This window comes from Streptomyces sp. NPDC044003, assembly GCF_056435185.1.
Map to the genome: position 1 here is coordinate 447,987 of NZ_JBWKFA010000004.1, position 25,420 is coordinate 473,406.

Sequence of the window (25,420 nt, forward strand, 5' to 3'; positions counted from 1 at the left end):
GAGGGTTCTTCGAGGGGTGCGGGACGGGGTCAGCCGAGGAGGGAGCGGCCGATGATCTCCTTCATGATCTCCGTCGTCCCGCCGTAGATGGTCTGGATCCGGCCGTCGGTGAAGGCACGGGCGACCGGGAATTCGCTCATGTAGCCGTACCCGCCGTGCAGTTGCAGACAGCGGTCGGCGACCCGCTTCTGGAGCTCGGTCGCCCACCACTTGGCCATGGAGGCGTTGACGGGGTCGAGTCCGAGGCCGGTCGGGTCGGCGTGCTCGGCGATGCAGCGGTCCACGAAGGTGCGGGTGACGGCGCACTCGGTGGCCATCTCCGCGATCTCGAAGCGCACGTGCTGGAGCTTGGCGAGCGGCCGGCCGAAGGCCTCGCGCTCCTTGACGTAGCGGGTGGTGAGCTCCAGGAGGTGCTCGGCACCGGCGATGCCCGCGACGGCGATCGCGAGGCGCTCCTGGGCGAGATTGGTCATGAGGTGGACGAAGGCGCCGTTGAGCTCGCCGAGCAGGTTCTCCTTGGGGACGCGGACGTCCTTGAAGAAGAGTTCGGCGGTGTCCTGGGACTTCTGGCCGATCTTGTCGAGGTTCCGGCCGCGCTCGAAGCCCTCCGTGCCGCGCTCGACGACGAGGAGGGAGAGGCCGTGGGCGCCGCCCTCGGGGGTGGTCTTCGCGACGACGATCACCAGGTCGGCGAGGATGCCGTTGGAGATGAAGGTCTTGGAGCCGTTGAGGATCCAGTGGTCGCCGTGGTCCTCGGCGGTGGTGCGGATGCCCTGGAGGTCGGAGCCGGCGCCGGGCTCGGTCATCGCGATGGCGGTGACGATCTCGCCGGAGCAGAAGCCGGGCAGCCAGCGACGGCGCTGCTCGTCGGTGGCGAGCTTGGTGAGGTAGGGGCCGATGATGTCGTTGTGCAGGCCGATGGCGAGTCCGGGGGCGGCCGCCTTGGTGAACTCCTCGGCGAGGACGGAGGCGTACCGGAAGTCGGGGTTGCCGCCGCCTCCGTACTCCTCCTCGACGGCGAGCCCGAGGAGCCCCTGCCGACCGGCGGCGAGCCATGCCTCGCGGGAGACGATGCCGTCCTTCTCCCACTGCTCGTAGTGGGGCAGCACCTCCTTCTCCAGGAAGGTGCGCACGGTCGCGCGGAAGGCCTCGTGGTCCTCGGTGTAGAGCTGACGCTTCATGCTTCGGGCTCCTGAGTTTTCAGGGTGGGTACGGCCCAGTCGCGGGCGACCTCTGCGGTGTCGGCACCGGGCAGGGCGGGGCCCGTGCGGAGGGTGCCGGGGGTGACGGAGAAACGGGGCGCGGGGGCGGGCTGGGCGATCCCGTCCCGCTCGGCGAAGGTGGCGCGGGCGGCCAAGTGCGGGTGCGAGGGCGCCTCCCGCAGCGAGAGGACGGGGGCGACGCAGGCGTCGGAGCCGTCGAAGACGGCGGTCCACTCCTCGCGGGTACGGCTCCGGAAGCGGTCGGCGACGGCCTTGCGCAGCTCGGGCCAGCGGGCGAAGTCACGGCGGGCGGGGGCGACGTCCTCGACGCCGAGGAGGCGGACGAACTCCGCGTAGAACTGCTCATCCAGGGCTCCCACCGCCATGTGGCCGCCGTCGGAGGTCTCGTACACGCCGTAGAAGGGGCAGCCGCCGTCGAGCAGGTTCACGCCCCGGCGGTCCTGCCAGCCGCCGGCCGCGAGCATGCCGTGGATCATGGTGGTGAGGTGTGCGGTGCCGTCGACGATGGCGGCGTCGACGACCTGGCCCTCGCCGTGCGTCCGGGCGTGCTGGAGGGCGGCGAGGACGCCGATGACGAGGTAGAGGGAGCCGCCCGCGTAGTCGCCGACGAGGTTGGCGGGGATCGTCGGCGGGCCGTCCGGGTCGGGGCCGATCATGCCGAGGGCGCCGGTGATCGCGATGTACCCGATGTCGTGTCCGGCGGTGGGGGCGAGTGGCCCGTCCTGGCCCCAGCCGGTCATCCGGCCGTAGACGAGGCGCGGGTTGCGGGCGAGGCAGGCCTCGGGGCCGACGCCGAGGCGTTCGGCGACGCCGGGCCGGTAGCCCTCGACCAGGATGTCGGCCCGCTCGACGAGGTCGAGCACGGTGGCGGGGCCGTCCTCAGCCTTGAGGTCGACGAGGACGGAGCGCTTGTTGCGGTTGGTGAGGTCGCGGGCGGGGTCGATGCCGAGGCCTGCGCCGCCGGGCCGGTCGACGCGGACGACGTCGGCGCCGAGGTCGGCGAGGAGCATGGCGGCGAAGGGGCCGGGGCCGATGCCGGCGAGTTCGACCACACGCACCCCGGTGAGCGGGCCGTTGCGGGCGGTGTGCGTCGTGCTCATCGAGCCCCCAGGAGTGTGTGACACCAATGATGTAACACCGGAGATGCTAGGAACGTGTTCCACTCGGCACAAGCCCCCCGGCCGAGCAAGCGCTTGGAAATTCCGGGGCCGGGGCCCGGAGGGAGCCGTGCCCGGGGCTCAGGGGGAGCCGCGCCCGGGGGCCGGAGGGAGCGGTGCCCGGGGCCCGGGGGGAGCCGCGCCTGGGGGCCGGAGGGAGCGGTGCCCGGGTTCCGCTATCCTCCGCCGACGACAACCGCGCGCGGCGGCGCGGTACGGCCGAGACGAGGGTCTTGATGGAGACAGGGGCGGGCGTGGGACGCGAGACCGGAGCCAGACCGTACGACGTGGTGCTCTTCGGGGCGACCGGCTTCGTGGGCGAGCTCACCGCGGAGTACCTGGCCGAGCACGCCCCGGCGGAGTGCCGGTGGGCACTCGCCGGGCGCAGCCTCGGCAGGCTGGAGGCCCTGCGGGAGCGGCTCGCCTCCGGGCGTCCGCACCTCGCCGGCCTGCCGCTGGTCGTCGCCGACTCGGCCGATCCCGGCTCGCTGCGCGAACTCGCCGAGTCCACGCGGGTGGTGGCGACCACGGTCGGCCCGTACGTCTGGTACGGCGAGGGTCTGGTCGCGGCCTGCGCGGAGGCGGGCACGGACTATCTGGACCTGACGGGCGAGGCCGAGTTCGTGGACCTCATGTTCGTACGGCACGACGCGCGGGCGCGCGAGACCGGTGCCCGGATCGTGCACGCCTGCGGCTTCGACTCCGTCCCGCACGACCTGGGCGTGTACTTCACCGTCCGGCAGCTGCCGGAGGACGTACCGCTGCGCGTCGACGGCTTCGTCCGGGCCGGGGCCGCGTTCTCCGGCGGCACCTTCGCCTCGGCGCTGACCGCGTTCGGCCGGGGCCGGGAGATCCTGCGGGCCGCGCACGAACGGCGGCTGCACGAGCCGCGCCTGGTGGGCCGCCGGGCCCGCGCGCCGCTCGGCGGGCCTCGGTTCAGCCGGGAGACGGGCACCTGGGCGCTGCCGCTGCCGACGCTCGACCCGCAGGTCGTGGCCCGGTCGGCCGCGGCCCTCGAACGGTACGGACCGGACTTCCGCTACCGGCACTACGCCTCCGTGAAGACGCTCCCGATGGCCCTCGGTGGCGCCGCCGCGGTCGGCGTGGGCGTCGCGGCGGCCCAACTCCCGCCGGTCCGCTCCTGGCTGATGGGGCGTTACTCCGCGGGCGAGGGCCCCTCGGCCGAGCGGCGCGCCCGCAGCTGGTTCTCGGTCCGGTTCGTCGGCGAGGGCGGCGGACGGCGGGTCTTCACCGAGGTCTCGGGCGGCGACCCGGGCTACGACGAGACGGCGAGGATGCTCGCCGAGTCGGCGCTCTGCCTGGCCTTCGACCCCCTGCCGAAGACCGCGGGCCAGGTGACGACGGCGGTGGCGATGGGCGACGCCCTGACCGCCCGCCTGCGGGCGGCGGGCATCCGCTTCCGGGTGGCGCACCGGGGCTGACGGGTCTCCGTCCGCCGGGACGGATCACGGCGGTGCCCGCCTCCAGGTCGATGCCGGTGCGGGGCGGGGCGCCGTCCTGGACGTCGTGGCGGATCAGTCGCTCCTCCTCGCGCTGCTCGATCTGGACGCGCTTGTTCGCGTTCAGGAAGGCGAGCAGTTCGTCGGTGGCGGTGGCGCCGGCGCCGGTCGGTGTGTCCTTGGCGCGTGCGGCGATGACACGGCGCACCCACTTCGGCCGGCCCGTCCGCAGCACCACGTGCCGGGCCGCGCCGAGCAGGAAGGGCAGCAGGACGACCACCGCCATGACCATGAGGCCGACCGTCATCACCATGCCCGCCCAACGGGCGGCGGAGCGAGGACGTTCCCTCCTCACCGGTCCCGTCGGTCAGGGCCGTACGAGCCGGAAGGGGTGGCCGGCCGGGTCCGCGTAGACACGCCAGAGGGCGTCGCCGGTCTCCCCGTCGAGCGGTACGGCTCCGAGGGCGAGGACGGCCTCGTGCGCGGCGGTCAGGTCGTCGACCCGCACGTCGAGGAGGAACTGCTGCTCGGGCGCGCCCCAGACGGGCGGCAGATGGTCGGCGACCCCCTGGAAGGCGAGGACCGGGCCGTCCGTGCCGCGCAGCACGGCGGAGCCTTCGCCGACGGCCCAGCGGGGGTCGGGTCTCTCGACCTCGCCGCCGATCAACCGCTGGTAGAAGGCGGCGAGTTCGAGGGCGTCGGGGCAGTCGAGGACGACGCACCGCAGCCGCCCGATCACCCGAGCGTCCAGCTGGTGAGGACGTACAGGATGGCGCAGGTCCAGGCCAGGGCGAGCACTCCGGCGGCGGCGAGGACCAGGGTCAGGCCGCGCCCGGTCGAACGCGGCGGAGCGGAAAGGGGAGTTGTCATGAACCCCACTCTGCCGGGCCCGGCGGCGGACCGGTATCCGTACGCGTACTCAGACGGTCCCGAGTGCTTCCTTGAGGGCCCTGCGGCAGAGGGAGTCGGCGTGCCGGGTGGTCTCCGGGATCCGGTAGCGCGGGGCGAGATGGAGGGTGTGGGCGCAGGCGTTGGCGAGGGAGACGCGGTGGCCGACCGAGACGAACACGGGCTTCACGCCGGCCTGGGTGCGCAGCGCCCGGCCCACCTCCTCGCCCTCGGCCAGGAGCGGGGCGGCGTCGCCGCGCGCGGGGCCGGGCTGGGCGTAGGTGAAGGTGAAGGGGTTCTTGGCGACGCCGATGGACGGCCGTCCGGTAAGCACCCCGAGGTGGCTGGCGAGCCCGAAGCGGCGGGGGTGGGCGAGGCCGTAGCCGTCGCAGACCAGGAGGCCCGGGTCGGCGGTGAGGGCGTCGAGCGCGGCGAGCACGGTCGGGATCTCGCGGAAGGCGAGGAGGCCGGGGACGTAGGGGAAGGAGACCCGGCCGACCGCCGTGGCCTCCTCCACCACGTCCAGGGTCCGCGCGTCGAGCACGACGGCCGCGGCGGCGACGAGGTCCCGCTCGTCGTCGTAGGCCACGTCGAGGCCGGTGACGTGGCCCTCGCCGACCGCGGGCCCCTCCTCGTCGCGCACGAGCCGTCCGCGCAGCTCCCGCTGGACGGCCCGGGCGGCGCTCTCGTCGGCGGGCCAGCCCGCCGGAATCTCGATGATCGTCATGATGCGGGCCACCCTACGGCGGGCGCCCGCGCGCGGTCAGTGGCTGATGGCCGCGATGCCCGCCGCCGCGTACTGCTCGTCCGAGAGCCCGCTCGGGGCTCCCGCGACGCCGATGCCGGCGATCGGGGCGCCGTGGTGGTGGATCGGGAGCCCGCCGGCGAGGAAGAGGGTGCCCGGGATGTCGGCCAGGGTCGGGTTCTGCTGGAGGCGGCCGACCAGGACGGAGGTCGGGGCGTTGAAGGACGCGGCGGTGTACGCCTTGCGCTGGGACGACTCGTAGGTGTGCGGGCCCGAACCGTCGCCCCGCAGGACGACGATGGTGTTGCCGTTGCGGTCGACGACGGCCACGCTGACGTGCTGGCCGTCGGCTTCGGCCGCGGCGAGCGCGACGCGGGCGGCCCTGAGGGCGGCCTCCTCGGTGAGGTGCTCGGTCTGGACGACGTTCTTGTCCTTCACCTCGCCCGGGCCCGACGCCGCCGTCGCGGGCACGGCGGTCGCCGCGCCCAGGCCGAGGACGATCAGGGAGGCGCCGACGGCGACGCGCGTGCGCAGGGAGGGGGAACGCTTCACGGGGGCTCCTGGGCCGGAGGGGGCCCCGGGGGATCCGGAGCGCCGGTGCCGATCATTGGAACAGCCGTGCGCGGGTTTCCCGGGTCGGCACCGCGCCCGGTTGACCCTTTGCGGGAACGGTCGTACGCCGAACGGGCGCCGGGCGGCGGCAGGTAGCCTGGCGATCATGTTCGTACTGGAATTGACCTACACCGCGCCCGTGGAGCGGGTGGACGCGCTGCTCGACGCGCACGTCGAGTGGCTGGACGCGCAGTACGCCGAGGGCGTGTTCCTGGCGTCGGGGCGGAAGAACCCGCGGGACGGCGGGGTGATCCTGGCCGCCGGGGTCGACCGCGCGGAGATCGAGAGGATCGCGGCGGCCGACCCGTTCAGCGTCGAGGGCGTGTGCGTGTACCGGATCACGGAGTTCTACGCGACCAAGACGGCCGACGGGATCGCCGCGTACCGGGAGCAGCTGCCCTCCTAGTCCTCGGTGGCAAGCCGGGCGATGCGGCCCTTCTCCCCTGAGGCCCAGCAGGAGCCGTCCGGGGTGCAGTCGACCGTGTCGTACGAGCCGGTGTCGACCGTGCGCCAGGTGCGGCCGCCGTCGGTGGTGAGGTCGGTGCCGGTCGGGCCGACGGCGAGCGCGGCGGTCCTGCTGTGCGGGAGCCAGGCGACGCCCGAGCGGTAGGCGGGCGGCGGCGTGGCGGCGGGGAGCCAGGTGCGGCCGCCGTCGGTGGAGACCGCGCCGGCCTGCGGGGACGGCTGGTCCTTGCGGTAGTCGCCGCCGACGGCGATGCCGTGCGTACGGTCGCGGAAGGCGAGTCCGAAGACCCCGCGGGCCGGGTCGCCGGCCGGGATCGGCGTCTCCGTGGCGGTCCAGGTGAGTCCGCGGTCCGCGGAGTGCAGCACGCGCGCGGTGGCGCCGCCGCCCGTCGCGAGCCACACGTCGCGGGGTCCGGCCGACACGAGGCACTGGCCGCTCGCGGCGAAGGCGGCCTCGCCGGGGAGCGCGTCGGGCATTCCGGCGCTCGGCAGGACCTGCCAGGAGCGGCCGCCGTCGCCGGTGGAGAGGATGCGGTACTTCCCGTCGACCGGGTCGCTCATGGCGAGTCCGTGCCGGTGGTCGAAGAAGGTCATGCAGTCGTAGAAGGCCCGCGCGTCGGTGTTGCGGAAGGACTCGGTCCAGGTGGCGCCGCCGTCCTCGGTGCGCAGCACCCGGGAGGCCTCGCCCTCCCCGATGGCGAGTACCACGGCCCGGCGGGCGTCGAAGGCCTCGACGTCGCGGAACTCCAGGTCGCCCGTGCCGGCCGGCGATACGTTGCGCCAGCTCCGGCCGCCGTCGGTGGTGCGCAGCACCGTGCCCTTCGAACCGGCGGCCCACGCGGTCCTGCGGTCGACCGGCGCGAGCCCCCGGAAACGGGCGTCGGTGCCGGTCGGTGTCAGCTGCCAGCCGGCCGCTGCCGTGGGGGTCTCCCCGGCCCGCGCAGGGGCGGCCAGGGTCAGCGCGAGCGCCGCCCCGATCAGCCCCACCGACATCATTCGTCTCGTCTTCCCCATGGACGTCATGGCGCCGGAAGCTAGTGCCCCGGGCCGGTCCCCGTCCAGGGTGCGTCCCGGGCCGGGCGTTCCTAGGCTGGATCGCATGACGGAAGGTGAAGGGACGACGGAGGAGCGGCCCCGTCTCAAGGAGTACGAGGGCGAGGGCATCACCGTCACGTTCGAGCCGCGCCGCTGTCTGCACGCGGCGGAGTGCGTCCACGGCCTGCCGGAGGTCTTCGACCTGTCCCGGCGCCCGTGGGTGCTGCCGGACGATGCCGAGCCGGACCGGGTCGCGGAGGTCGTCCGGCGCTGCCCGTCCGGGGCGCTCCAGTACCACCACCGCCTCGAGGACGCCGTGCCCGAGCCCCCGGACTCCCCCACCACGGTGCGCCGCACGCCGTCCGGGCAGCTGGTGGTCCGCGGCGATCTCGTCGTGACGGGCGCGCACGGGGACCGCCACGAGACCCGGGTGATGCTCTGCGGCTGCGGAGCCTCGGGAAACCAGCCGTACTGCGACCACTCGGGCCCCTGCGCGGAACCGGACGACGACGTGCCGGAGAATCGCTGACCCATCGGTGACACAGCTCACGTGGGGGCCCAGTGCACGTTCCGGTCCTCCCGCTCGTCTAGAGGGGTGTCAGGTGCCCTGGTGTCGGGGAGACGCACAGGATCCGAAGCCCGCGTGAGAGGAGCCGGTCTTGTCCGCCGTCATCGAGCAGGCCGTGCAAGCCCGTCTGGTCGCATCCGTTCCCCGGATGGAGACCGTTCCCGCCACCCTCCGGTACGACCGTGAGGATCCGTACGCCGTGAGCATGGCCTTCCCGCCGCCGGCGACCCTGGAGGGCGTCGAGGTCTCCTGGGCCTTCGCGCGGGAACTCCTCGTCCAGGGGGTCGAGCGCCCCGCCGGCGTCGGGGACGTGCGCCTGCGTCCGTACGGCTACGACCGCACCGTGGTCGAGTTCCACGCCCCGGAGGGCGTGGCGATGGTCCACGTGCGGACCTCCGAACTGCGCCGCTTCCTGGAGCGCTCGCAGCACCTCGTCCCGGCCGGGCGCGAGCACCAGTACCTGGACTGGGACCAGGACCTGGCGGAGCTGCTCCGCGACCGCCCGTAAGACAATCCGCGTTAAATCGTTTGCCGCTCCTCCGGTCCCGGGCGTACGGTCGATCCTGACCTTGTCGTCACCCGATCGGAGAAGGACGTTGCTCGTCTGAGGTTGCGAGACACCGAGCCGCGCGTGCCCCCTGTGCCGCGTGTGCCGTTCTCGACCTCGGCGTACGAGCCGTTCTCCACACTGCCCGCGCCCCGGTGTCTCTCGCGTTGCCCCTTTTCCCTGCTTACGCGACCGGGAGGCCTCCATGGCGCATCACCCCACCTTCCTCACCTGTTCCTCGCTCTCCTTCTCCTGGCCCGACGGCACCGAGGTCTTCGACGACTTCCGGCTCTCCGTCGGCCCCGGCCGCACCGGCCTCGTCGGCCTCAACGGCTCCGGCAAGTCCACGCTCCTGAAGCTGCTCGCGGGCGAACTGACCCCGCAGGACGGCAAGGTCCGGGTCACCGGCGAGCTCGGCTACCTCCCGCAGAACCTGGTCCTGGACACCTCGCGGCCGGTGGACGAGATCCTCGGCATCGCCGCCGAGCGGGTCGCCCTGCACGCCATCGAGGCGGGCGACCCCGCGGAGGAGCACTTCACCGCGATCGGCGACGACTGGGACGTGGAGGAGCGGGCCCGGGCCGTCCTCGACCAGCTCGGTCTCGACCACGTCGGTCTCGACCGGACCGTGGGCGAGATCTCGGGCGGCGAGTCGGTGCTGCTGCGCCTCGCCGCGCTGCTGCTCGCCCGACCTGACGTACTCCTGCTCGACGAACCCACCAACAATCTGGATCTGCACGCCCGCGCCCGGCTGTACGAGGCGGTGGAGAAGTGGTCCGGGGTCCTGGTCGTGGTCAGCCACGACCGTGAACTCCTGGAGCGGGTCGACCAGATCGCCGATCTCCGCGACGGCGAGGTCGCCTGGTACGGCGGCAACTGGTCCGCCTACGAGACGGCGCTCGCCGCGGAACAGGAGGCGGCGGAGCGGATGGTGCGGGTCGCCGAGGCCGACGTGCAGCGTCAGAAGCGCGAACTGTCCGAGACCCAGATGAAGTTGGCCCGGCGCAGGCGGTACGGGCAGAAGAGCTTCGAGAACAGGGTCGCGTCGAAGCTCGTCGCCAACAGCAACAAGAGGGACGCGCAGGTCACGGCCGGCAAGCAGCGCACCCTGCACGCGGAGCGGCTCTCGGAGGCGAAGGAGCGGCTCGACGCGGCCGTGGAGGCGGTACGGGACGACGACGAGATCAGGGTCGAGCTGCCGCGCACCTCGGTGCCGCCGGGCCGCGAGGTCCTGCACCTGCGGGACCTGGAGCTGCGGTACGGGGCCAGGGTCGGCGGCGCGTTCGAGCTGCGCGGCCCGGAGCGGATCGCCCTGGTCGGGCGGAACGGCGCCGGGAAGACGACGCTGCTCCGGACGATCGCCGGCGAGCTGGAGCCGCTGTCGGGCGAGACGGACGCGCGGGTGCCGCTCCGCTTCCTGCCGCAGCGGCTCGACGTGCTCGACGACGGGCTGAGCGTGGTGGACAACGTGGCCCGCTTCGCGCCCACGGCGACGCCGAACACGATCAGGGCCCGGCTCGCCCGGTTCCTGTTCCGGGGGGCGCGGGCGGATCAGCCCGTCGGCACGCTCTCGGGCGGGGAGCGGTTCCGGGCGACGCTGGCCGCGCTGCTCCTCGCGGAGCCGGCTCCGCAGCTGCTGATGCTGGACGAGCCGACGAACAACCTGGACATGGCGTCGGTCCGGAAGCTGACGGCGGCCCTCGACGCCTACGAGGGGGCGCTGATCGTGGCGAGCCACGACGTGGCGTTCCTGGAGTCACTGGGGATCACCCGCTGGCTGCTGCTCGACGGTGAGCTGCGGCCGACGACGGCGGAGGAGGTCAGGGGGACGGCCCCGAGCCCTCGCCGGAGGCCTGACGCCGGTGGGAGCACCGGGTCGGCGGTGGAGCGGGTCCTAGCGGTGGAGTAAGGCCCAGGACTTGGTGCCTCCGCCGGGTGTGAGGACGGGGGCGAGTCCCCAGTCCCCGCCGTGCGCGTCGACCGCCGCGGCCAGCAGCCACATGCTGCGGCTGCGGCGGTCGCGGCATTCCTCGGCCGCGTGCGGCGAGGCATGGGCCGGGTGCTGGTCGTAGAGGACGATCCGCAGGGCCTCGAACTGCCAGCGGACGCGCAGGATCATCTCCCGGTCGGGGGTGAACCGGTAGGCGGCGGAGACGAGTTCGGAGGCGGCGAGGGTGGCGGTCTCGCAGAGTTCGGAGAGACCGTGCCGGGTGAGGAGCGTGCGGACCGCCTGCCGCGCGAGTCCCGCGCAGTAGGCGCCGCCGGGGAGCAGCATCGAGTAGCTGAGGTTCTCCGTGGCGGGAGGTATGGGCCCGGCCGTGGCGGCGGTCGGGAGGCAACGCAGGGCGCCCTTCATCGATTTGCTCACATTTCCTGGTGCATGGGGGGGGTACCTGCACACGGAAACCGTAGCCCCGTGTGAGACTTGCGCTACCGACCGTAGCGCACGCCCGGAGCACAGTGCTACTACTTGCAAGTAGTCATGCCATTCCGGCCGAAACCGGCGGCTCGCCCGCGCCGCGGCGCCACGGAACGAAAGGGAGTCAGAGCGTGCCACCGAGGAGCAGCCCGACCGCGCGACAGCAGCGCCTCGGGAGCGAACTGCGCAAACTGCGCGAACAGTCGGGGATGTCGGCCCTGCAGGCCGCAGCCCTCCTGGGCGTCGACCGCACCCGTATCCCGAACATCGAGTCGGGCCGCTTCGGGATCAGCGCCGAGCGGGTCCGCACCCTCGCCTTCAACTACGGCTGCCCGGACACCGGACTCGTCGACCTCCTCGCCGGCATGGCCCACGAGCGGGACCGGGGCTGGTGGGAGGAGCACCGCGGGCTGCTGCCGCCCGCCCTCCTCGACATCGCCGAACTGGAGTTCCACGCCTCGGAGTTGGAGACCTCCGTCACCACCCACATCCCGGGCCTCCTGCAGACCGGGGAGCACGCCCGGGCGGTCTTCGACACCGCCGTCCCCCCACTGCCGCAACCCGACCTGGAAGCCCGGCTCGCGCTGCGGCTGCGCCGCCAGGAGATCCTGGACCGGGACCGGCCGGTACGGTACGAGGCCGTGATCCACGAGGCCGCGCTGCGCATGCAGTTCGGCGGACCGAAGGTCGCGCGGGCCCAGCTGGAGCACATCCTGAACCACACCGAGCGGGACACCGTCTCCGTACGCGTGATCCCCTTCGCCGCGGGGGGTTTCCCGGGGGCGGGCCAGTCGTTCACCTACGTGACAGCGCCGGTGCCGCAGCTCGACACCGTGCAGCTCGACTCCTCGCACGGCTCGCTCCTCCTGGACACCGACATGCAACTGCGCCGGTACCGCGGCCTGCTGGACCGACTGCGCGGGCTCGCGCTGTCCGCGACCGAATCGCGCGCCTTCGTCCGCGCCATATCCCAGGATCTGTGAAGGACCCCCACACCATGAACGTCACGCCCCACGCCCCCACCGCCCCCGCCGCCGCGATCGACTGGAACGAGGCCTTCTGCAGCGAGGGCGCCAACTGCTTCCGCTTCGGTCTCGACGGCTCCGGCCGGGCCTACATCGGCTCGACGCTCTCCCCCGACCAGTACGTCAGCGACTCCGTCGAGGCGCTGCGGGCGCTCATCTCGGCGGTGAAGGCCGGAGCGGCCGATCATCTGCTCTGAGCCGCCGGCCGTCTGCGCTGCGTAGTCGACCGCAAGGGCGTCGACTGCCGGCCGGGACGTGACCTGCGTCTCCGACGGCCCGCCGGAGCAGCGAACATAACGGAACGTAACCGGACATCGCCGGGACGAGCTTGGCCGACGCCTTACGGAGGCTTAACCTACGGTCTCGTAACCTACGAATCCGTAGGTATGCCCGTATGCCCCCCTCTCCGTCCCCAGGAGTTCCCGTGACGCTCACCTCTCCCCACCTCGGCAGCTCGGCTGAGTGGACCGACGCACGGCTGCTCTACGCACTGGAAGAGGTCGTGGAGAAGGAGCTCAACCGGCACCTGAAGGTCACCAAGGACTGGATGCCGCACGAGTACGTGCCGTGGTCCGACGGCCGCAACTTCCCCGGCTTCTTCGAGGACGGCGAGGCCTGGGAGCCGTCGCAGTCCAAGGTCACCGACATCGGCAAGATCGCCCTCGTCGTCAACCTGCTCACCGAGGACAACCTCCCGAGCTACCACCACGAGATCGCCAGCCTCTTCGGCCGCGACGGCGCCTGGGGCACCTGGGTGCACCGCTGGACCGCCGAGGAGGGCCGCCACGGCATCGTGATGCGCGACTACCTGCTCGCCTCGCGCGCCGTCGACCCGGACAAGCTGGAGCAGTTCCGGATGTCGCACATGAGCGAGGGCTTCGAGTCCGACAACCGGCACTCGATGCTCCACTCCGTCGCGTACGTGGCCTTCCAGGAGCTCGCCACCCGCATCTCGCACCGCAACACCGGCCACCAGTCCGGCGACCCGGTCTGCGACCGGATGCTCAGCCGCATCGCGCTGGACGAGAACCTGCACATGATCTTCTACCGCAACCTGCTCGGTGCGGCCTTCGAGATCGCCCCCGACCTGACCATGCAGGCCGTGCGGGACGTCGTGGTCAACTTCCGGATGCCCGGACACGGCATGCCCGGCTTCGAGCGGGCCGCCGCGCAGATGGCGATCGGCGAGATCTACAACATGCGCATCCACCACGACGACGTCCTCCAGCCCGTCCTGCGCTTCCTCAAGGTCCTCCAGATCGAGGGCCTCGGCCCGGACGGCCTGCGCGCCCAGGAGGAGCTGGGGCTCTACATGAACGGCCTGGACAGCGAGGCCAGCAAGTTCGACGAGAAGCTCGCGGCCCGCAAGGCCCGGATGGCCGCCCGCGCCGCCGGCTGAGCCACCGGCCCCCGCGGGGCGGCCCGGCGGCTCAGCGGCCCTGCCGCTTGAGCCGCCCGCGCTCCTTCTCGGAGAGCCCGCCCCACACCCCGAACCTCTCGTCGTGGGTCAGCGCGTACTCCAGGCACGCCAGGCGCCCCTCGCACGCCCCGCACAACTGCTTCGCCTCGCGCGTCGACGAGCCGGGCGCCGGGAAGAAGAACTCCGGTCCGGCCTGGGCGCACAGGGCGTTCTCGCGCCAGGTCATGTCGGGCTCCTGTGCGGTCAGTACGCTCGTGTAGGTCTGCATGACGTACAGACTGCCGAGGGGTCGTAAACGGGCCATCAACGTTCGATCAATGCGGCGCGCCGAAAGGGTTTGCCGCCTGGACCGGCCCTCGGCGAGGATCGCCGCCATGCAGAAGACGGCCCTCGCCCCGTACGCCCGCCTGCCCCGCGCCCACCACGACCGTCACGTCCTGACCAGCACCGTCGACGCCTTCGGCACCGCCCACTGGCTGCTCGCGGACCAGACTCCGAAGCCCGGTAGTGACCTGCGCCCCTTCGACGCGCTCGTGGTCTCCGTCCACGACGGCTGTGACGTTGAGGTCACCGCGCTGAGCTCAGTACGCACGCGATGGCCGCATCTGGACCGTCTGCCGGACGGCGGCTTCGTCGTCGCCTCGGCCCGTGCCCGCGGAGCCGACCAACGGCACCAGGTGCAGGTCTTCGACGCGCTCGGCCGCGAGACCCGGTCCTTCGCCGTCGGCGACGCCGTCGAGCACCTCCTCGTCGACGGCACCGGCGACCTCTGGGTCGGGCACTTCGACGAGAACCCGGACGGGATCCGCCGCTGGAGCGCCACGGGAGAGCTCCGGTGGGCGTCCGACGACACCTCCGGCGCCGGCTGGATCATGGACTGCTACGCCCTCAACGTGTCCGGCTCCACCGCCTGGGCCTGCCCGTACACCGACTTCCCCCTGCTGGAGATCGCACCCGGCCGGCCCGTGAAGGTGCGCTCCAACACCGTGCGGGGCGCCAAGGCGGTGGCCGTCCACGAGGGGTCGGTCGCCTTCGTCGGCGGCTACGGCGAGGACTGTGACCGGATCGTGTACGGAGGGCTCACCGAGACCTCCGTCGAGGTGGGCGGGACCGGCCTGCTCACCGCGCCGGACGGCACTCCCCTCGGCCGCCGCCGGGTCGTCGGCCGCGGGAGCAGGGTCTACGTCCAGACCGAGCCGTTCACGGAGTGGGGCGTGTTCGACCTCAGCGAGTGACGCCCAGCGCCGGGAGGACCGTCTCGGCCACCCGGTACGCCTCCTCCAGGAGCGGGTTCCCGGACAGGATGAACGTGTCCACTCCCAGCTCCCGGTACTCCTCGAGCCGCTCCACGACCTGGGCCGTGGAGCCCACGACGGCCGTGCCGGGGCCCGGCCGGAACAGGCTCATGCCGGGCCACAGGTTGGGGTGGGTCTCCAGCTCACGGGCCCGCGCCGGGACCTTGCCGCCGTGCTGGCGGAACTGGCGCTGCCAGCCGACGCCGTCCTCACCGGCGCGGTCCCCGAGCTGCCGGGCGTACGTCGACTCGCTGGTGACGTCCAGGAGCCGGTCGGCCGCCGCCCAGGCCTCGTCCTCGGTGTCCCGGACGATCAGGTGGAGCCGCAGCCCGATCCGCAGCGTGCGGCCGTGGGCGGCGGCCCTGGCCCGGACGTGGTCGAGCTTCTCCTTGAGCAGGTGCGGGGGTTCGCCCCAGGTGAGGTAGACGTCGACGTGCTCGGCGGCCATCTCGATGCCGGGCGCCGAGGAGCCGCCGAACCAGAGCGGGACGTGCGGCGCCTGGACGGGTCGCAGGTCGCGGAAGGAGGCTCCGGCGCCCTTGAGGTCGTAGAACCTCCCCTTGTGGTCGAAGACCTCGCCGGCCGTGAGCCGCTTGACGATCGACCAGTACTCGACGCTCAGTTCGTACCGCTCGTCGTGCTCGACGTGCAGGCCGTACTCCCGCAGGGAGTTCGTCGATCCGTTGACGACGTTGAACCGGAGCCTGCCGCCGAAGAGGTTGTCGAAGCTCAGCGCCATCTTGGCCAGCAGCGTGGGGGAGATCAGGCCCGGGTGGACGGCGAGCAGCGGCTTGAAACGGGTGCTGGTGGAGGCCGCGAGCGCGGAACCGAGCGGCCACACGTCGTACAGGTCGGTGGCGAGCAGCGCGCCGGTGAAACCGAGGCGTTCGACCGTACCGGCGAGCTGGGTGAGATAGCCGAGGTCGACGGGGCGGCGGCCCTCCGGCTCCCACGGGTAGGCGCCTTCGCGCGGGATGACGTACCAGAGGACTTCGGGTGCCTGCGTGGTCACGGTGATCAGGCCTTCCGGGGCAGCGCGTCCGCGACGGTGACCGCACGGTCGACGAATCCGGTGCGGTGGAAGATGTCCGTCGCCTGCTGCTGCTCGGCGAGGAACTCCTCACCGACCTCCTCGATGGTCCAGGGCAGGGCGCGCAGGGCGGTCTCCCAGTCCTCGACCGTGCCGCCCTGGTCGGCCGCGGCGATCTCGGCGGCCTCGCGCGGGTGCGCCGCGGCCCACTCGTCGGCCCGCCGCAGCGCGCGCGTGAACGCCTCGACGAGCTCGGGCCGCTGCTCGGCCAGGTCGCGGCGGGTGAAGAAGACGGACCGGTCGCTGATGACCTCGCCGGTCCGGATCAGGGTGCGCAGGCCGCCGGTGCGGCGTGCGGCGGCGAGTTCGGCTCCCTGCGCGACCCAGGCGGTGATCTCGCCGGCGCGGAGCTTCGCCTCGCTGCCGGCGTCGCCGCGTACGGGGGTGATGTCGGTGGCGTACGAGAGTCCGGCGTCGTCCAGGGCCTTGGCGACGAGGTGCGTCTGCCAGGAGCCGACGGCGATGTGGACGGTGCCGCCCTTGAGGTCGGCGACGGTGCGGACCGGGCTGTCCTCGGGGACGAGGAGGGCACCGTGGTCGGGCCGGGGTGCGGAGACGGCCGTGTAGACGATGTCGTGGCCCGCGGCCTGCGCGGTGACCGGCGGGGTGGAGCCGGTGCCGCCGAAGTCGATGGTGCCGTCGGCGAGGTGGGCGCCGGTGCGGACCCCGTCGGTGTACGGGTGCCAGGTCACCGTCTCGCCGAGGGCGGCCAGCTCCTCCTCCGCGTAGTCGAGGCGGGAGAGGTGGTAGAGGGAGGGGTTGCTGCGGTGGACACCGATGACGACGGTCATGCGGGGGCTCCTTCGAGAGAGACGGGGGAGACGGTGGGCGCCTCCTCGGGCGTGTGGACGTCCTCGGGCGTGTGGACGCCGAGGTCGGCGAGGAGGCGGCGGCGCAGGGCCACGAAGGCCGGGTCGCCGGGGTCGCGGGGGCGGGGGACGGTCACGGCTTCGTCGGTGACGAGCCGGCCGTCCCGCAGCACGGCGACCCGGTCGGCGAGGCGCACGGCCTCGTCGACGTCGTGGGTGACGAGCAGGACGGCCGGCCGGTGGATCCGGCGCAGTTCGCCGACCAGGTCCTGCATGCGGAGCCGGGTCAGCGCGTCGAGCGCGGCGAACGGCTCGTCGAGCAGCAGGAGTTCGGGCTCGCGGACCAGGGCCCTGGCCAGGGCGACGCGCTGGGCCTCGCCGCCGGAGAGGGTGGCCGGCCAGGCGTCGGCGTGCCGCTCCAGGCCGACCTCGGCGAGCGCCCGCAGGCCGGTCGCCCGGGTCTGGGCGCCGCGCGGCAGCCCGACGGTGACGTTGGCGAGGACCTTCTTCGAGGGGATGAGCCGGGGCTCCTGGAAGACGAGGGTGCGGGCGGCGGGGACGAGGGCCTCTCCCCCGTCGGCTCCGTCGAGGGCGCCGAGGATGCGCAGCAGCGTGGTCTTGCCGCTGCCGCTGGCACCGAGCAGGGCGACGAACTCGCCGCGCCCGATGGTGAGGTCGAGGCCGTCGATGACGGCGCGGTCGCCGAAGACCCGGCGCAGTCCCCTGACCCGTACGGCGGTCATGTCGTCCCTCCCGGTCCGGCGGTGCGCCAGGGCATGAGGATCCGCTCCAGGCCGCGGACGAACACGTCGGCGGTGAGGCCGAGGAGTCCGTAGACGAGGATGCAGACGGCGAGGATGTCGGTGCGGGCGTAGCTCTGGGCCTGGGACATCAGATAGCCGATGCCTTCGGTGGCGTTGATCTCCTCGGCGGCGATCAGCGCGATGACGCTCAATGTCATGGACAGCCGCAGTCCGGCGAGGAGCGAGGGCAGCGCGCCGGGGAGCACGACCTGGCGGACGAGCGCGAGCCGGCCGAGACCGAAGCTGCGCATGGCCTCGACGAGTTTGCGGTCGGTGTTGCGGACGCCGCCGGTGGTGGAGACGTACATCGGGAAGGTGGTGGCGACGGCGATGAGCAGGATCTTCGCGGTCTCGTTGATCCCGAACCAGACCATGAAGAGGGGGACGAGGGAGAGGAAGGGGATGGTGCGCAGGGTCTGGAGGGAGGAGTCGAGGAGCTCGTCGCCGAGCCGGGTGAAGCCGGTGGTGATGCCGAGGGTGAGTCCGGCGGCGAGGCCGATGACCAGGCCGAGGCCGGAGCGGGTGAGGGAGGTGGCGAGCGCGTCGGGCAGCTGCCCGTTGCCCCACAACTCCCCCACCGCGCCGACGACTTGCGCGGGCGAGGCGAGGACGTCGGGGGTGAGGAGGCCGGCGGCGGAGGAGGCCCACCACAGGGCGAGCAGGGCGAACGGACCGAGGGCGCGGACGGTGACGGAGTACGTGCGGGAGCGGGCGCGGCGGACGGGTGGACGCGGCGCGACGAGCCCCTCCGTCCGCTCCCGTTCCTCGGTGGGGGCCGTCATGACAGCTTCTCGACGTCGAGGAGGTGGGCGGCGATGTCGACCTTGCCCGGGGTGACCTTCTGGTCGGCGTAGAACCGGGCGACGGTCTCGAAGCGCTCGATGTCCTCCGGACCGATGGGGTCGACCGTGCCGCCCTTGGCGGTGAAGGCGATCTGGACGTCCTTGGCCTTGCCGTTGACGGCGGTGGGGCCGGCGTCGGTGAAGACGTTGAGGTAGGCGGCGGGGTTCTTCCTCTCCTCGGCGCTGTGCTCGTGGAGGTACGTGTAGAGCGCCTTGACGATCTCGGGGTGTTCCTCGGCGAAGTCCGAACGGACGGCGTTGAGGCTGTAGTTGTCGGAGCCGATGGCGGTCCCGTCGGCGACGAAGTGGGCCTTGCCGGTGCCGATCTCGGCGACGGCGTACGTGGACCAGACGGCCCAGGCGTCGACCTGTCCGGCGTTGAAGACGGCGGCGGTCTGGTCGGGGCGCAGATAGACGCGCTCGACCGTGTCCGCGGGGATCCCGGCCTTGGCGAGGGCCTTGAGGAGCAGGTACTCGCCGGTGCCGCCCTTGTTGACGGCGACCTTGCGGCCGACCAGGTCCTGGACGGAGGTGATGTCCGAGCCCTCGCGGACGAGGATGCCCTCGCCGACGGGGTCGGGGTCGGTGGCGGTGAAGAAGGCGAAGCCGGGGCTCTGGGAGAGGGAGGTGATGCCGGAGGTGATGGAGCCGGTCGCGATGTCCAGCTGGTCGGCGTTGAGCGCCTGGGCCGCGGGGGCGAAGGGGCCGGCGCTGCCGGTCCAGGCCACCTCGGCGCCGACGGCGGCGAGGGCCTTGTCGAGGCTGCCGTCCTTCTTGCCGCGGGCGAGGACTCCGGCGTTGCCGGGGTCGGGGATGCGCACGGTGACCGTCCCCTTTCCGCCTGCCTTCCCCTTCGGGGCGCCGTCGTCGTCCGTGCCGCCGCAGGCGGTGACGGTGGAGAGGGCGGCGAGGGCCGCCAGAGCGGCGAGCGGGGTGAGTGGGCGCATGGCGGTCTTCCTCCGGGGATCAGGGAGTGGGGCGGGTGTCACGAGACGGACTGCGGGGACCGGTCCGGCGCGGCGGCGGCCGCGATGAGGCGGGCGCGGCGCAGGGGCTCCGGCTCGGCCCAGGCCCGTACGTCGACGGCCTCGGGCAGGAAGCCGTGGGCGCGCAGGGCCTCCTCCTGGCGGGCGAGCAGGTCGAGCCGGGTGCCGGACAGGTCCGGGTGGAGGGTGCGGTGGGTGCCGGGCCGGTAGGCGCCCGCGACGCCTTCGGCGCCCGCCCCGGTCTCGGCGCCCAGGATGCGGGCGACCTCGTCGGGCTCGCCGGCGGCCCAGTCGGCGGCGCGGAGCAGGACGGCGAGGAAACGCGCGACGAGCTCGGGGTGTTCGTCCAGGAGGTCCTGGTGGACGGTGAGGGGGCGCGGGGTGCCGTTGTTGACGCGGTGCGCGGGGTCGGGCAGTTCGTCGAGCTCGACGGCCACCTCGGCGCCGGCGCGGCGGGCCGCCTCGACGGCGAGCGCTCCCTTCACGTAGACGGCGTCGACCTCGCCGCGGCGCAGGGCGTCGAGCTCGGCGGCCCACTGGCCCTGACAGCCGTCGGCCGGTACGTCGACGAGGACGGCGTCGTCGAGTCCGTACCCGGCCGAGGCGAGGACGCCCTCGAAGCCGCGCAGGGCCATCGCCCGCCAGAAGTCGATGGGCACGGAGTGGCGCGGCACGGCGAGCCGCAGTCCGCGCAGGGCGGCGGCCCCGCGGAGCGGGGAGCCGGGGGCGACGAGCACCACCTGGCGCTCCTCGATCCAGGTGAGCCCGACGAGCCGGGTGCGCTCGCCGCGCGAACGGGCCCACAGTGCGGGCACGTTGCCGCCCTCGCGGAAGAGCCCGGGCAGGGCGTGGGTGAAGTGGGTGGCGCGGTCGGCGCCGGGTTCGGCGTCCTGCAGCGAGCGGACGGCGATGCCGTCCGGGGCGAACTCCCCCGCCAGCCAGCCGCGGTCGGCGGCGACGCCGGTGGCGGTGGGGACGGGGCAGCGGGTGAACCAGAGCGTGTCGGGCACGCGGGCGTACGTCATGGAGGGCATCCCGGGGGGTGAAGGGTCGGGAGAGGGCGGCGGGGCACGGCCGGGCGCGACGGAAGGGTCTTCCGGGCAGGCCGGCGGGGTCGGCGGAGGACCGGAGGGCGTGGGGGTGCGGCGTGAGCGGCTACGGCGTGACTGGACGGCTGGGGCCGGACGCGGGTCGGCGAAGACCATGGGCCGGCGAAGGCCGGGTGTCAGCGGAGGCTGGGGTCAGCGGAGGCCGGGGTCAGCGAAAGCCGGGTGTCAGCGACAGCCGGTGCCGGTGACGCGCGCCAGGTCGATGTGGCGGCGCCGGGTGAGGGCGAGCGGTATGTGTCGTGCGTTCATCGCCTGCTCCTTCCGGTGCGCTGCCGCCGTGGTGTGTTGGCCGGAACCTTGCCACGGTCGTTCCGTCGCCCACAACTCGGCTCCCACCATGTGGGATTGCTTGTGAACGCAGTGTTTCCTACCTCCCCCGGAGCCCGATTCGGCTCCCGCCATGTGGGAGCGTGGGAGCCCGATCACCCACGGGGAGCGAACCCTATGACGACCGAGGCCGGCATCGTCCGACCCCCGGCGGGCGCCCAGGCGGTCCGCCGCGCACTGGACGTGCTGCACTGTTTCCACGACAACGGGCCCGACCTGAGCGCCTCCGACCTCGCGCGCCGGCTCGGGCTCTCCACCTCGACGGCGCACCGCCTGGCCCGCACCCTGCTCGGCGCGGGCTTCCTGGAGCAGGACGCACGGACCGCGCGCTACCGGCTCGGTCCGGCGATGACGGAGCTGGGCCGCCTCTCGTACCACCAGCGAGGGCTGCACCTGGCCGCGCCCGAGCTGTCCGATCTGGCCGAACGGACGGGCGCGACGGCCGACTTGGCGCTGCGCAGCGGTCCGCACGCGGTGATCGTGGCGGGCGGTTCGGTGACCCCGAAGGTGGGGCTGCGCCGGCCGCTCCACTCGACGGCGCTCGGGAAGGTGCTGCTGGCCTGGCCCCGGGCGGGCGAGGCGGGCCCGCGCTCGCTGCCGCCGCTGTACGCGTTCACGGAGCGGACGATCGTCGAACCGCCCGCTCTGGACGCCGAGTTGGCGCGCGTACGGGAGGCGGGGTACGCGCTCAACGACGGTGAGTCGGCCCACGGGGTGCGGACGGTGGCCGTGCCGGTCCTGGAACGCACGGGACACGCGCGGTTCGCGCTCGCGGTCCGGGCGACCCCCGAGCTGATCACCGACGCGCGGCTCGACTGGTACCTGGCGCAGGCTCGGGCCTGCGCGCGGGCCCTGGAGGTGCTGCTGCTCGCCCCGGCGGAGCGCCGGGACCCGGGAGAGCGGGCCGGGTAGCCCCGGGAGCGCCGAGATATCCGCACGGTCGTGCGTTCAGTACGATGGGGTCATGAGCGGCAGCACCGGAAGCGGCACCGGCACCAGGACCGACGGACGCGTCGAGCGGGGCAACCAGACCCGGCGGCTCGTCCTCGGCCGGACGATGGACATCGCCTCGGTCGAGGGCCTCGAAGGCCTGTCCCTGGGACGCATCGCGACCGAGCTGAAGCTGAGCAAGAGCGGTGTCTTCGCCCTCTTCGGCTCCAAGGAGGAGCTCCAGCTCGCGACCGTCAGGGCCGCCGTCGCCGTCTTCGCCGACCGCGTCGTCACCCCGCTGCAGGACCTGCCGCCGGGCGCGCGGCGGGTCCGTGAGCTGTGCCGGAACTGGCTCGCGTACTCCTCGGAGCGGGTCTTCGCGGGCGGCTGTTTCTTCTACGCCGTCTCGGCCGAGTTCGACGCCCGCACGGGCCCGGTCCACGACGCCGTCGCCCAAACCCGCAGCGACTGGACCGCGTACATGGAGGGGGCCCTGACGGAGGCGCGTGCCGTCGGGGACTTCGCCGAGGACCTGGACGTGGAGCAGCTGGCCTTCGAGGTGATCGCCCTCATGGAGGCGGCCAACGCCCGGTCCGTCCTGTTCGGCGACCCCGGCACGTACGCCCGCGCCGAACGGGGCATCACGGCGCGGCTTCTCGCCTCGGCGACGGACAGGGGCCGGGCGGCGCTGAGCGATCCCGCCTGACCGGAGCCCACCCCAAGGCTCCTTCCTCTCACGTCTCCGCACCCGCCGCACCCCGGGCCGCCCGCCCGGCTACCGCGCACTCGCTGATCGAGTGAAGGTCAGGTGTCGCTCGTCCCTGTGCTCCCGGGCGCGCCCGCATGGTGAGCGGGACGGCCGGAACCGTCGGCACCCCCGCCCACGGTCCGGTCCGGCCCGTGAGAGGAGCGCGAATGTCCGTATCGGACTCCCCGCCAGGCGCCCGCCGCAGACCACTCCTGCGAAGACGACTCGCCCTCGTGGCGGCCCTGGCCACCACGCTGCTGCTGTCCGGCCCCGGCCTGTCCGCCCCGTCCCCCGCGCACGCCGACAGCGCGGGGGCACGGGACATCCGTACGGCCCCGCCGGGCACCGTGCTCACCTGGGGGAACAACGCATCGGGCCAGCTCGGCGACGGCAACACCGCCGGGTCGGCGCTGGTCCCCGGGCGGGCCTGCGGGAACGTCACCTGCACCGCGCCGCTCGACAAGGTCGTGCAGGTCGCGGCCGGTGACGGGCACAGCATCGCCCTGCTCGACGACGGCACGGTCCTCGGCTGGGGGAACAACGCCTACGGCCAGCTCGGCGACGGCACCAAGTCCGACCGCGTCACCGCCGTCCGGGTGTGCGCCGTCGGCGAGCCCGCGCCGTGCGCATCCTTCCTGAAGGGCGTCGTCGCCGTCGCGGCCGGCGACTTCCACAGTCTCGCGCTGCTCGCCGACGGGACCATGGTCGCCTGGGGACTCGGCGGCCGGCTCGGCGACGCAGAGACGACGGAGAAGCTGACACCCGTCCGGGTGTGTGCCCCGTACGCCTCCGCGCCGTGCACCACGCACCTGTCGAACGTCATCGGTGTCGCCGCCGGATTCCAGCACACCCTCGCGGTGACCTCCGACGGCCACGTCCTCGCCTGGGGCTACAACGGCAACGGCCAGCTCGGCGACGGCACCACCCTGCCCCGCACGTCCCCGGTGTACGTCAGCCTCCTGTCCGACGCGGTCTCCGTGGCGGCCGGTGTCTTCCACAGCGTGGCGGTCCGGGCCGACGGCTCCGTCGCCACCTGGGGTATCGGCGACGCGCTGGGCGACGGCACCGGCGCGCAGACCACCACCCCCGTCCGGGTCTGCGCCATCGGGCAGGCAGCGCCCTGCAGTGCCTACCTGACGGGTGTGAGATCCGTGGCCTCGGGCGCGAATCACGTCCTCGCGGCCCGCACCGACGGCACCGCCCTCGCCTGGGGCTACAACGGCAACGGCCGGCTCGGCGACGGCACCACCACGAACCGGAAGGTCCCGGTCCAGGTGTGCGCGCCGGGCGGCTGCTCGGGCTTCCTCAACGGCGTCACCTCGGTCGCCGCGAGCATCTCGGGCGGGCACAGCCTCGCCCTGCGCTCGGACGGCTCCGTCCGCGCCTGGGGCAACAACACCTACGGCCAGGTCGGCGACGGGACCAGGCTCGATCGCCACACGCCCTTCCGGGTCTGCGCCGTCGGCCAGACCTCGCCCTGCCTCCGGTACCTCGAGGGCATCACCTCGATCGGCGCCGGCGAGACGCACAGCATCGCCGTGTACCGGCCGCTCGCCGACCTGGCCACGTCCATCGCGGCGAGCCCGGAGCCGGTGGCCAACGGCGGGACCCTCACCTACACGGTGCGCGTCCGCAACCACGGCCCGACCGCGTCGGAGGACGTGGTCCTCACCGACACTCTCCCCGCCACCGTCCGCTTCGTCTCGGCCACCCCGTCCGCCGGCGCCTGCGACACTCCCCCGGCCGGCAGTACGGACACCGTGACCTGCCGCTTCGGCACCCTGGCCGCGGGCGGAACGGCGACCCTCACCCTCAAGGTGCTGGTGCGCTCGACGGCGGCCGTGACCAACGGGGCCTCGGCGACCGCCACCACACCCGATCCCCGGTCCGGCAACAACGCGACCGCGATCACGACCCCGTTGGGCTGACACTCTCACGGGCCATGACCGCCGGCTCCGCCGCGAGGCCGGATCCGGCGGTCGCGAACTCCACCGCCTCGGCCACCACCTCCGGGTCCGTGAGGATGCGCCGGTGGCCGAGGCCGCGGGTGACGACGAGCCGGGCCCGCTCGCCGTGGGCGCGGGCGAGGAACCGCGCCTGGGCCAGGGGCACCATGTCGTCGCCCTCGTCGTGGAACAGCAGGACGGGCGCGCCGAGTTCCTCCGGCGCGTGGTCGGCGCCGAAGCGGTCCCAGACGCCCGGCTCCCCGGGGACGAGGTGCCCCTCGACGTACCGGCGCATGGCCCGCACCACCCGGTCGTCCAGGCCGAGTCCGGCCCGGAAGCCCTCCAGGAGCATGGCGAAGGAGCCGACGCCGCCGAGGCCCACCAAGCGGGCCGTGCGGACGCCGTCACGGAGGGCGAAGAGCGAGGCGAGGACGCCGAAGGAGTGGGCGACGACAGCCTCGAAGTCGCCGTGCCGGGCGTGCACCTGCCGGATGATCTCCCGGTATTCGACGATGTTGGTGGCCGTGCCGGAGGAGTCCCCGTGGCCGGGCCCGTCGAAGGCGACCGGGCTGTACCCGCGCGCGAGCAGCTCCTCGGCGAAGGCGCCGAGCCGCGAGGCGCGGGAGGACCAGCCGTGGACGAGGAGGACGGGCCGCCGGCCGTCGCCCCAGGCGTACGTGACGACCTCCTTGCCCCTCACGCGGAGGGTCCCGATGCGGGCGGCGGCGAGGAGAGCCTGTTCCTCCGGTCTTACCTTGGCCCTGCCGAGCGGGCGGACGAAGAGGTGGAAGGCCCAGCGGCCGGCCGGGCCGGGGGCGACCCGCGCGGTGGCGTTCAGGGCGGTGCGGATCAGCGGAGCCATCGGGTACATGCCGGATCTCCTCGGTCGTCCTGGGTACACCAAAAATGCTAGCACGACCGTTCGTGTTGTTTTAGAGTGAACGGCGAGGGCCGGTGACGCCCACCCGGAG

At 73.3% G+C, this 25,420-nt stretch carries 28 protein-coding genes and 1 pseudogene; 12 read left to right on the plus strand and 17 right to left on the minus strand.

Features of this window, described 5'->3' with window-relative positions; all coding sequences use genetic code 11:
• Positions 1 to 29: 29 nt before the first annotated feature.
• On the minus strand, positions 30 to 1,181 hold the full coding sequence (locus tag AC07AW_RS19125; RefSeq protein ID WP_478816647.1) for an acyl-CoA dehydrogenase family protein: 1,152 nt from the start codon (positions 1,179 to 1,181) through the stop codon (positions 30 to 32).
• A complete protein-coding gene (locus AC07AW_RS19130; protein WP_478816648.1) occupies positions 1,178 to 2,323 on the minus strand; it encodes a CaiB/BaiF CoA transferase family protein in 1,146 nt (381 codons plus the stop codon). The genes AC07AW_RS19125 and AC07AW_RS19130 overlap by 4 nt, the downstream gene beginning before the upstream one ends.
• Before the next feature lie 293 nt (positions 2,324 to 2,616).
• On the opposite strand from AC07AW_RS19130, the gene AC07AW_RS19135 reads away from it, so the two are divergent.
• Positions 2,617 to 3,822 carry a saccharopine dehydrogenase family protein gene (locus AC07AW_RS19135; RefSeq protein ID WP_478816649.1) on the plus strand — a complete coding sequence of 402 codons (1,206 nt, stop codon included), beginning with the start codon at positions 2,617 to 2,619 and terminating at the stop codon, positions 3,820 to 3,822.
• A 34-nt stretch (positions 3,823 to 3,856) separates the two neighbouring features.
• Here AC07AW_RS19135 and AC07AW_RS19140 read toward each other — a convergent pair.
• The 5 genes and pseudogenes from AC07AW_RS19140 to AC07AW_RS19160 form a co-directional block, all read right to left on the minus strand.
• A pseudogene (locus AC07AW_RS19140) lies at positions 3,857 to 4,153 on the minus strand (DUF6191 domain-containing protein); the annotation flags it as partial.
• 54 nt (positions 4,154 to 4,207) lie between these two features.
• Entirely contained in the window at positions 4,208 to 4,579 is a 372-nt protein-coding gene (locus AC07AW_RS19145) for a VOC family protein (protein ID WP_478816650.1), read from the minus strand.
• The gene (mmpA, locus tag AC07AW_RS19150; protein WP_392156132.1) at positions 4,576 to 4,710 is read right to left on the minus strand and encodes a morphogenic membrane protein MmpA; all 135 of its coding nucleotides are present in this window, start codon (positions 4,708 to 4,710) and stop codon (positions 4,576 to 4,578) included. The genes AC07AW_RS19145 and mmpA overlap by 4 nt, the downstream gene beginning before the upstream one ends.
• Positions 4,711 to 4,759: 49 nt before the next feature.
• On the minus strand, positions 4,760 to 5,455 hold the full coding sequence (locus AC07AW_RS19155; RefSeq protein WP_478816651.1) for an endonuclease V: 696 nt from the start codon (positions 5,453 to 5,455) through the stop codon (positions 4,760 to 4,762).
• Between the two features lie 36 nt (positions 5,456 to 5,491).
• Entirely contained in the window at positions 5,492 to 6,025 is a 534-nt protein-coding gene (locus AC07AW_RS19160; protein ID WP_478816652.1) for a GlcG/HbpS family heme-binding protein, read from the minus strand.
• Positions 6,026 to 6,191: 166 nt separating this feature from the next.
• Between AC07AW_RS19160 and AC07AW_RS19165 the strand changes: the two genes are divergently transcribed.
• The gene (locus tag AC07AW_RS19165; protein WP_478816653.1) at positions 6,192 to 6,491 is read left to right on the plus strand and encodes a YciI family protein; all 300 of its coding nucleotides are present in this window, start codon (positions 6,192 to 6,194) and stop codon (positions 6,489 to 6,491) included.
• Here AC07AW_RS19165 and AC07AW_RS19170 read toward each other — a convergent pair.
• Entirely contained in the window at positions 6,488 to 7,573 is a 1,086-nt protein-coding gene (locus AC07AW_RS19170; RefSeq protein ID WP_478816654.1) for a WD40/YVTN/BNR-like repeat-containing protein, read from the minus strand. The two genes, AC07AW_RS19165 and AC07AW_RS19170, sit on opposite strands and share 4 nt — an antisense overlap.
• 76 nt (positions 7,574 to 7,649) lie before the next feature.
• On the opposite strand from AC07AW_RS19170, the gene AC07AW_RS19175 reads away from it, so the two are divergent.
• The 3 genes from AC07AW_RS19175 (at position 7,650) to AC07AW_RS19185 (ending at position 10,609) form a co-directional block, all read left to right on the plus strand.
• Complete coding sequence (locus AC07AW_RS19175; protein ID WP_478816655.1) at positions 7,650 to 8,114, plus strand: (4Fe-4S)-binding protein; 465 nt, start codon at positions 7,650 to 7,652, stop codon at positions 8,112 to 8,114.
• Positions 8,115 to 8,244: 130 nt separating this feature from the next.
• Positions 8,245 to 8,661, plus strand: coding sequence for a spore wall synthesis regulator SsgD (ssgD, locus tag AC07AW_RS19180; protein WP_478816656.1), 417 nt, complete (start codon positions 8,245 to 8,247; stop codon positions 8,659 to 8,661).
• A gap of 244 nt (positions 8,662 to 8,905) precedes the next feature.
• Positions 8,906 to 10,609 (plus strand): ABC-F family ATP-binding cassette domain-containing protein, encoded by a 1,704-nt coding sequence (locus tag AC07AW_RS19185; protein WP_478816657.1) that lies wholly within the window; start codon positions 8,906 to 8,908, stop codon positions 10,607 to 10,609.
• Here AC07AW_RS19185 and AC07AW_RS19190 read toward each other — a convergent pair.
• Positions 10,595 to 11,068, minus strand: coding sequence for an ATP-binding protein (locus AC07AW_RS19190; RefSeq protein ID WP_478816658.1), 474 nt, complete (start codon positions 11,066 to 11,068; stop codon positions 10,595 to 10,597). The two genes, AC07AW_RS19185 and AC07AW_RS19190, sit on opposite strands and share 15 nt — an antisense overlap.
• A gap of 182 nt (positions 11,069 to 11,250) precedes the next feature.
• Between AC07AW_RS19190 and AC07AW_RS19195 the strand changes: the two genes are divergently transcribed.
• The 3 genes from AC07AW_RS19195 (at position 11,251) to AC07AW_RS19205 (ending at position 13,543) form a co-directional block, all read left to right on the plus strand.
• Positions 11,251 to 12,102 carry a helix-turn-helix domain-containing protein gene (locus AC07AW_RS19195; RefSeq protein ID WP_478816659.1) on the plus strand — a complete coding sequence of 284 codons (852 nt, stop codon included), beginning with the start codon at positions 11,251 to 11,253 and terminating at the stop codon, positions 12,100 to 12,102.
• Positions 12,103 to 12,116: 14 nt separating this feature from the next.
• Entirely contained in the window at positions 12,117 to 12,341 is a 225-nt protein-coding gene (locus AC07AW_RS19200; RefSeq protein WP_478816660.1) for a hypothetical protein, read from the plus strand.
• 227 nt (positions 12,342 to 12,568) lie between these two features.
• Positions 12,569 to 13,543, plus strand: a complete 975-nt coding sequence (locus tag AC07AW_RS19205) for an acyl-ACP desaturase (RefSeq protein WP_478816661.1) — start codon at positions 12,569 to 12,571, stop codon at positions 13,541 to 13,543.
• Positions 13,544 to 13,574: 31 nt separating this feature from the next.
• On the opposite strand, the gene AC07AW_RS19210 is transcribed toward AC07AW_RS19205, so the two are convergent.
• Positions 13,575 to 13,832: a WhiB family transcriptional regulator gene (locus AC07AW_RS19210; protein WP_478816662.1), complete on the minus strand. Its 258-nt coding sequence runs from the start codon at positions 13,830 to 13,832 to the stop codon at positions 13,575 to 13,577.
• A 106-nt stretch (positions 13,833 to 13,938) separates the two neighbouring features.
• On the opposite strand from AC07AW_RS19210, the gene AC07AW_RS19215 reads away from it, so the two are divergent.
• The gene (locus AC07AW_RS19215) at positions 13,939 to 14,799 is read left to right on the plus strand and encodes a hypothetical protein (protein WP_478816663.1); all 861 of its coding nucleotides are present in this window, start codon (positions 13,939 to 13,941) and stop codon (positions 14,797 to 14,799) included.
• Here AC07AW_RS19215 and AC07AW_RS19220 read toward each other — a convergent pair.
• Genes AC07AW_RS19220 through AC07AW_RS19245 form a run of 6 tightly spaced genes read right to left on the minus strand, consistent with a single transcriptional unit; the run spans position 14,789 to position 20,423 of the window.
• Complete coding sequence (locus AC07AW_RS19220; protein ID WP_478816664.1) at positions 14,789 to 15,871, minus strand: LLM class flavin-dependent oxidoreductase; 1,083 nt, start codon at positions 15,869 to 15,871, stop codon at positions 14,789 to 14,791. The genes AC07AW_RS19215 and AC07AW_RS19220 overlap by 11 nt on opposite strands.
• 5 nt (positions 15,872 to 15,876) lie before the next feature.
• Positions 15,877 to 16,740, minus strand: coding sequence for an ABC transporter substrate-binding protein (locus tag AC07AW_RS19225; protein WP_478816665.1), 864 nt, complete (start codon positions 16,738 to 16,740; stop codon positions 15,877 to 15,879).
• Positions 16,737 to 17,501 carry an ABC transporter ATP-binding protein gene (locus AC07AW_RS19230; RefSeq protein WP_478816666.1) on the minus strand — a complete coding sequence of 255 codons (765 nt, stop codon included), beginning with the start codon at positions 17,499 to 17,501 and terminating at the stop codon, positions 16,737 to 16,739. The genes AC07AW_RS19225 and AC07AW_RS19230 overlap by 4 nt, the downstream gene beginning before the upstream one ends.
• Positions 17,498 to 18,343: an ABC transporter permease gene (locus tag AC07AW_RS19235; protein ID WP_478816667.1), complete on the minus strand. Its 846-nt coding sequence runs from the start codon at positions 18,341 to 18,343 to the stop codon at positions 17,498 to 17,500. Before AC07AW_RS19235 ends, AC07AW_RS19230 begins: the two co-directional genes overlap by 4 nt.
• Positions 18,340 to 19,350: an ABC transporter substrate-binding protein gene (locus AC07AW_RS19240; RefSeq protein ID WP_478816668.1), complete on the minus strand. Its 1,011-nt coding sequence runs from the start codon at positions 19,348 to 19,350 to the stop codon at positions 18,340 to 18,342. Before AC07AW_RS19240 ends, AC07AW_RS19235 begins: the two co-directional genes overlap by 4 nt.
• 38 nt (positions 19,351 to 19,388) lie before the next feature.
• Positions 19,389 to 20,423 (minus strand): ABC transporter substrate-binding protein, encoded by a 1,035-nt coding sequence (locus AC07AW_RS19245; protein WP_478816669.1) that lies wholly within the window; start codon positions 20,421 to 20,423, stop codon positions 19,389 to 19,391.
• A 519-nt stretch (positions 20,424 to 20,942) separates the two neighbouring features.
• Between AC07AW_RS19245 and AC07AW_RS19250 the strand changes: the two genes are divergently transcribed.
• From AC07AW_RS19250 to AC07AW_RS19260, 3 genes are all read left to right on the plus strand, one after another.
• Positions 20,943 to 21,737: an IclR family transcriptional regulator gene (locus tag AC07AW_RS19250; RefSeq protein WP_478816670.1), complete on the plus strand. Its 795-nt coding sequence runs from the start codon at positions 20,943 to 20,945 to the stop codon at positions 21,735 to 21,737.
• Between the two features lie 52 nt (positions 21,738 to 21,789).
• On the plus strand, positions 21,790 to 22,461 hold the full coding sequence (locus tag AC07AW_RS19255; RefSeq protein WP_478816671.1) for a TetR/AcrR family transcriptional regulator: 672 nt from the start codon (positions 21,790 to 21,792) through the stop codon (positions 22,459 to 22,461).
• Positions 22,462 to 22,670: 209 nt separating this feature from the next.
• Complete coding sequence (locus AC07AW_RS19260; RefSeq protein ID WP_478816672.1) at positions 22,671 to 24,431, plus strand: RCC1 domain-containing protein; 1,761 nt, start codon at positions 22,671 to 22,673, stop codon at positions 24,429 to 24,431.
• On the opposite strand, the gene AC07AW_RS19265 is transcribed toward AC07AW_RS19260, so the two are convergent.
• The gene (locus AC07AW_RS19265) at positions 24,412 to 25,320 is read right to left on the minus strand and encodes an alpha/beta fold hydrolase (RefSeq protein WP_478816673.1); all 909 of its coding nucleotides are present in this window, start codon (positions 25,318 to 25,320) and stop codon (positions 24,412 to 24,414) included. The two genes, AC07AW_RS19260 and AC07AW_RS19265, sit on opposite strands and share 20 nt — an antisense overlap.
• Positions 25,321 to 25,420: the final 100 nt, after the last annotated feature.

What these genes read in the sequence shown, in the direction of transcription:
- AC07AW_RS19125 (WP_478816647.1), bottom strand. Translation starts at nt 1,181, where the DNA reads ATGAAGCGTCAGCTCTACACCGAGGACCACGAGGCCTTCCGCGCGACC.
- AC07AW_RS19130 (WP_478816648.1), bottom strand. Translation starts at nt 2,323, where the DNA reads ATGAGCACGACGCACACCGCCCGCAACGGCCCGCTCACCGGGGTGCGT.
- AC07AW_RS19135 (WP_478816649.1), top strand. Translation starts at nt 2,617, where the DNA reads ATGGAGACAGGGGCGGGCGTGGGACGCGAGACCGGAGCCAGACCGTAC.
- mmpA (WP_392156132.1), bottom strand. Translation starts at nt 4,710, where the DNA reads ATGACAACTCCCCTTTCCGCTCCGCCGCGTTCGACCGGGCGCGGCCTG.
- AC07AW_RS19155 (WP_478816651.1), bottom strand. Translation starts at nt 5,455, where the DNA reads ATGACGATCATCGAGATTCCGGCGGGCTGGCCCGCCGACGAGAGCGCC.
- AC07AW_RS19165 (WP_478816653.1), top strand. Translation starts at nt 6,192, where the DNA reads ATGTTCGTACTGGAATTGACCTACACCGCGCCCGTGGAGCGGGTGGAC.
- AC07AW_RS19170 (WP_478816654.1), bottom strand. Translation starts at nt 7,573, where the DNA reads ATGACGTCCATGGGGAAGACGAGACGAATGATGTCGGTGGGGCTGATC.
- AC07AW_RS19175 (WP_478816655.1), top strand. Translation starts at nt 7,650, where the DNA reads ATGACGGAAGGTGAAGGGACGACGGAGGAGCGGCCCCGTCTCAAGGAG.
- AC07AW_RS19185 (WP_478816657.1), top strand. Translation starts at nt 8,906, where the DNA reads ATGGCGCATCACCCCACCTTCCTCACCTGTTCCTCGCTCTCCTTCTCC.
- AC07AW_RS19200 (WP_478816660.1), top strand. Translation starts at nt 12,117, where the DNA reads ATGAACGTCACGCCCCACGCCCCCACCGCCCCCGCCGCCGCGATCGAC.
- AC07AW_RS19210 (WP_478816662.1), bottom strand. Translation starts at nt 13,832, where the DNA reads ATGCAGACCTACACGAGCGTACTGACCGCACAGGAGCCCGACATGACC.
- AC07AW_RS19215 (WP_478816663.1), top strand. Translation starts at nt 13,939, where the DNA reads ATGCAGAAGACGGCCCTCGCCCCGTACGCCCGCCTGCCCCGCGCCCAC.
- AC07AW_RS19225 (WP_478816665.1), bottom strand. Translation starts at nt 16,740, where the DNA reads ATGACCGTCGTCATCGGTGTCCACCGCAGCAACCCCTCCCTCTACCAC.
- AC07AW_RS19230 (WP_478816666.1), bottom strand. Translation starts at nt 17,501, where the DNA reads ATGACCGCCGTACGGGTCAGGGGACTGCGCCGGGTCTTCGGCGACCGC.
- AC07AW_RS19235 (WP_478816667.1), bottom strand. Translation starts at nt 18,343, where the DNA reads ATGACGGCCCCCACCGAGGAACGGGAGCGGACGGAGGGGCTCGTCGCG.
- AC07AW_RS19240 (WP_478816668.1), bottom strand. Translation starts at nt 19,350, where the DNA reads ATGCGCCCACTCACCCCGCTCGCCGCTCTGGCGGCCCTCGCCGCCCTC.
- AC07AW_RS19245 (WP_478816669.1), bottom strand. Translation starts at nt 20,423, where the DNA reads ATGCCCTCCATGACGTACGCCCGCGTGCCCGACACGCTCTGGTTCACC.
- AC07AW_RS19250 (WP_478816670.1), top strand. Translation starts at nt 20,943, where the DNA reads ATGACGACCGAGGCCGGCATCGTCCGACCCCCGGCGGGCGCCCAGGCG.
- AC07AW_RS19255 (WP_478816671.1), top strand. Translation starts at nt 21,790, where the DNA reads ATGAGCGGCAGCACCGGAAGCGGCACCGGCACCAGGACCGACGGACGC.
- AC07AW_RS19260 (WP_478816672.1), top strand. Translation starts at nt 22,671, where the DNA reads ATGTCCGTATCGGACTCCCCGCCAGGCGCCCGCCGCAGACCACTCCTG.
- AC07AW_RS19265 (WP_478816673.1), bottom strand. Translation starts at nt 25,320, where the DNA reads ATGTACCCGATGGCTCCGCTGATCCGCACCGCCCTGAACGCCACCGCG.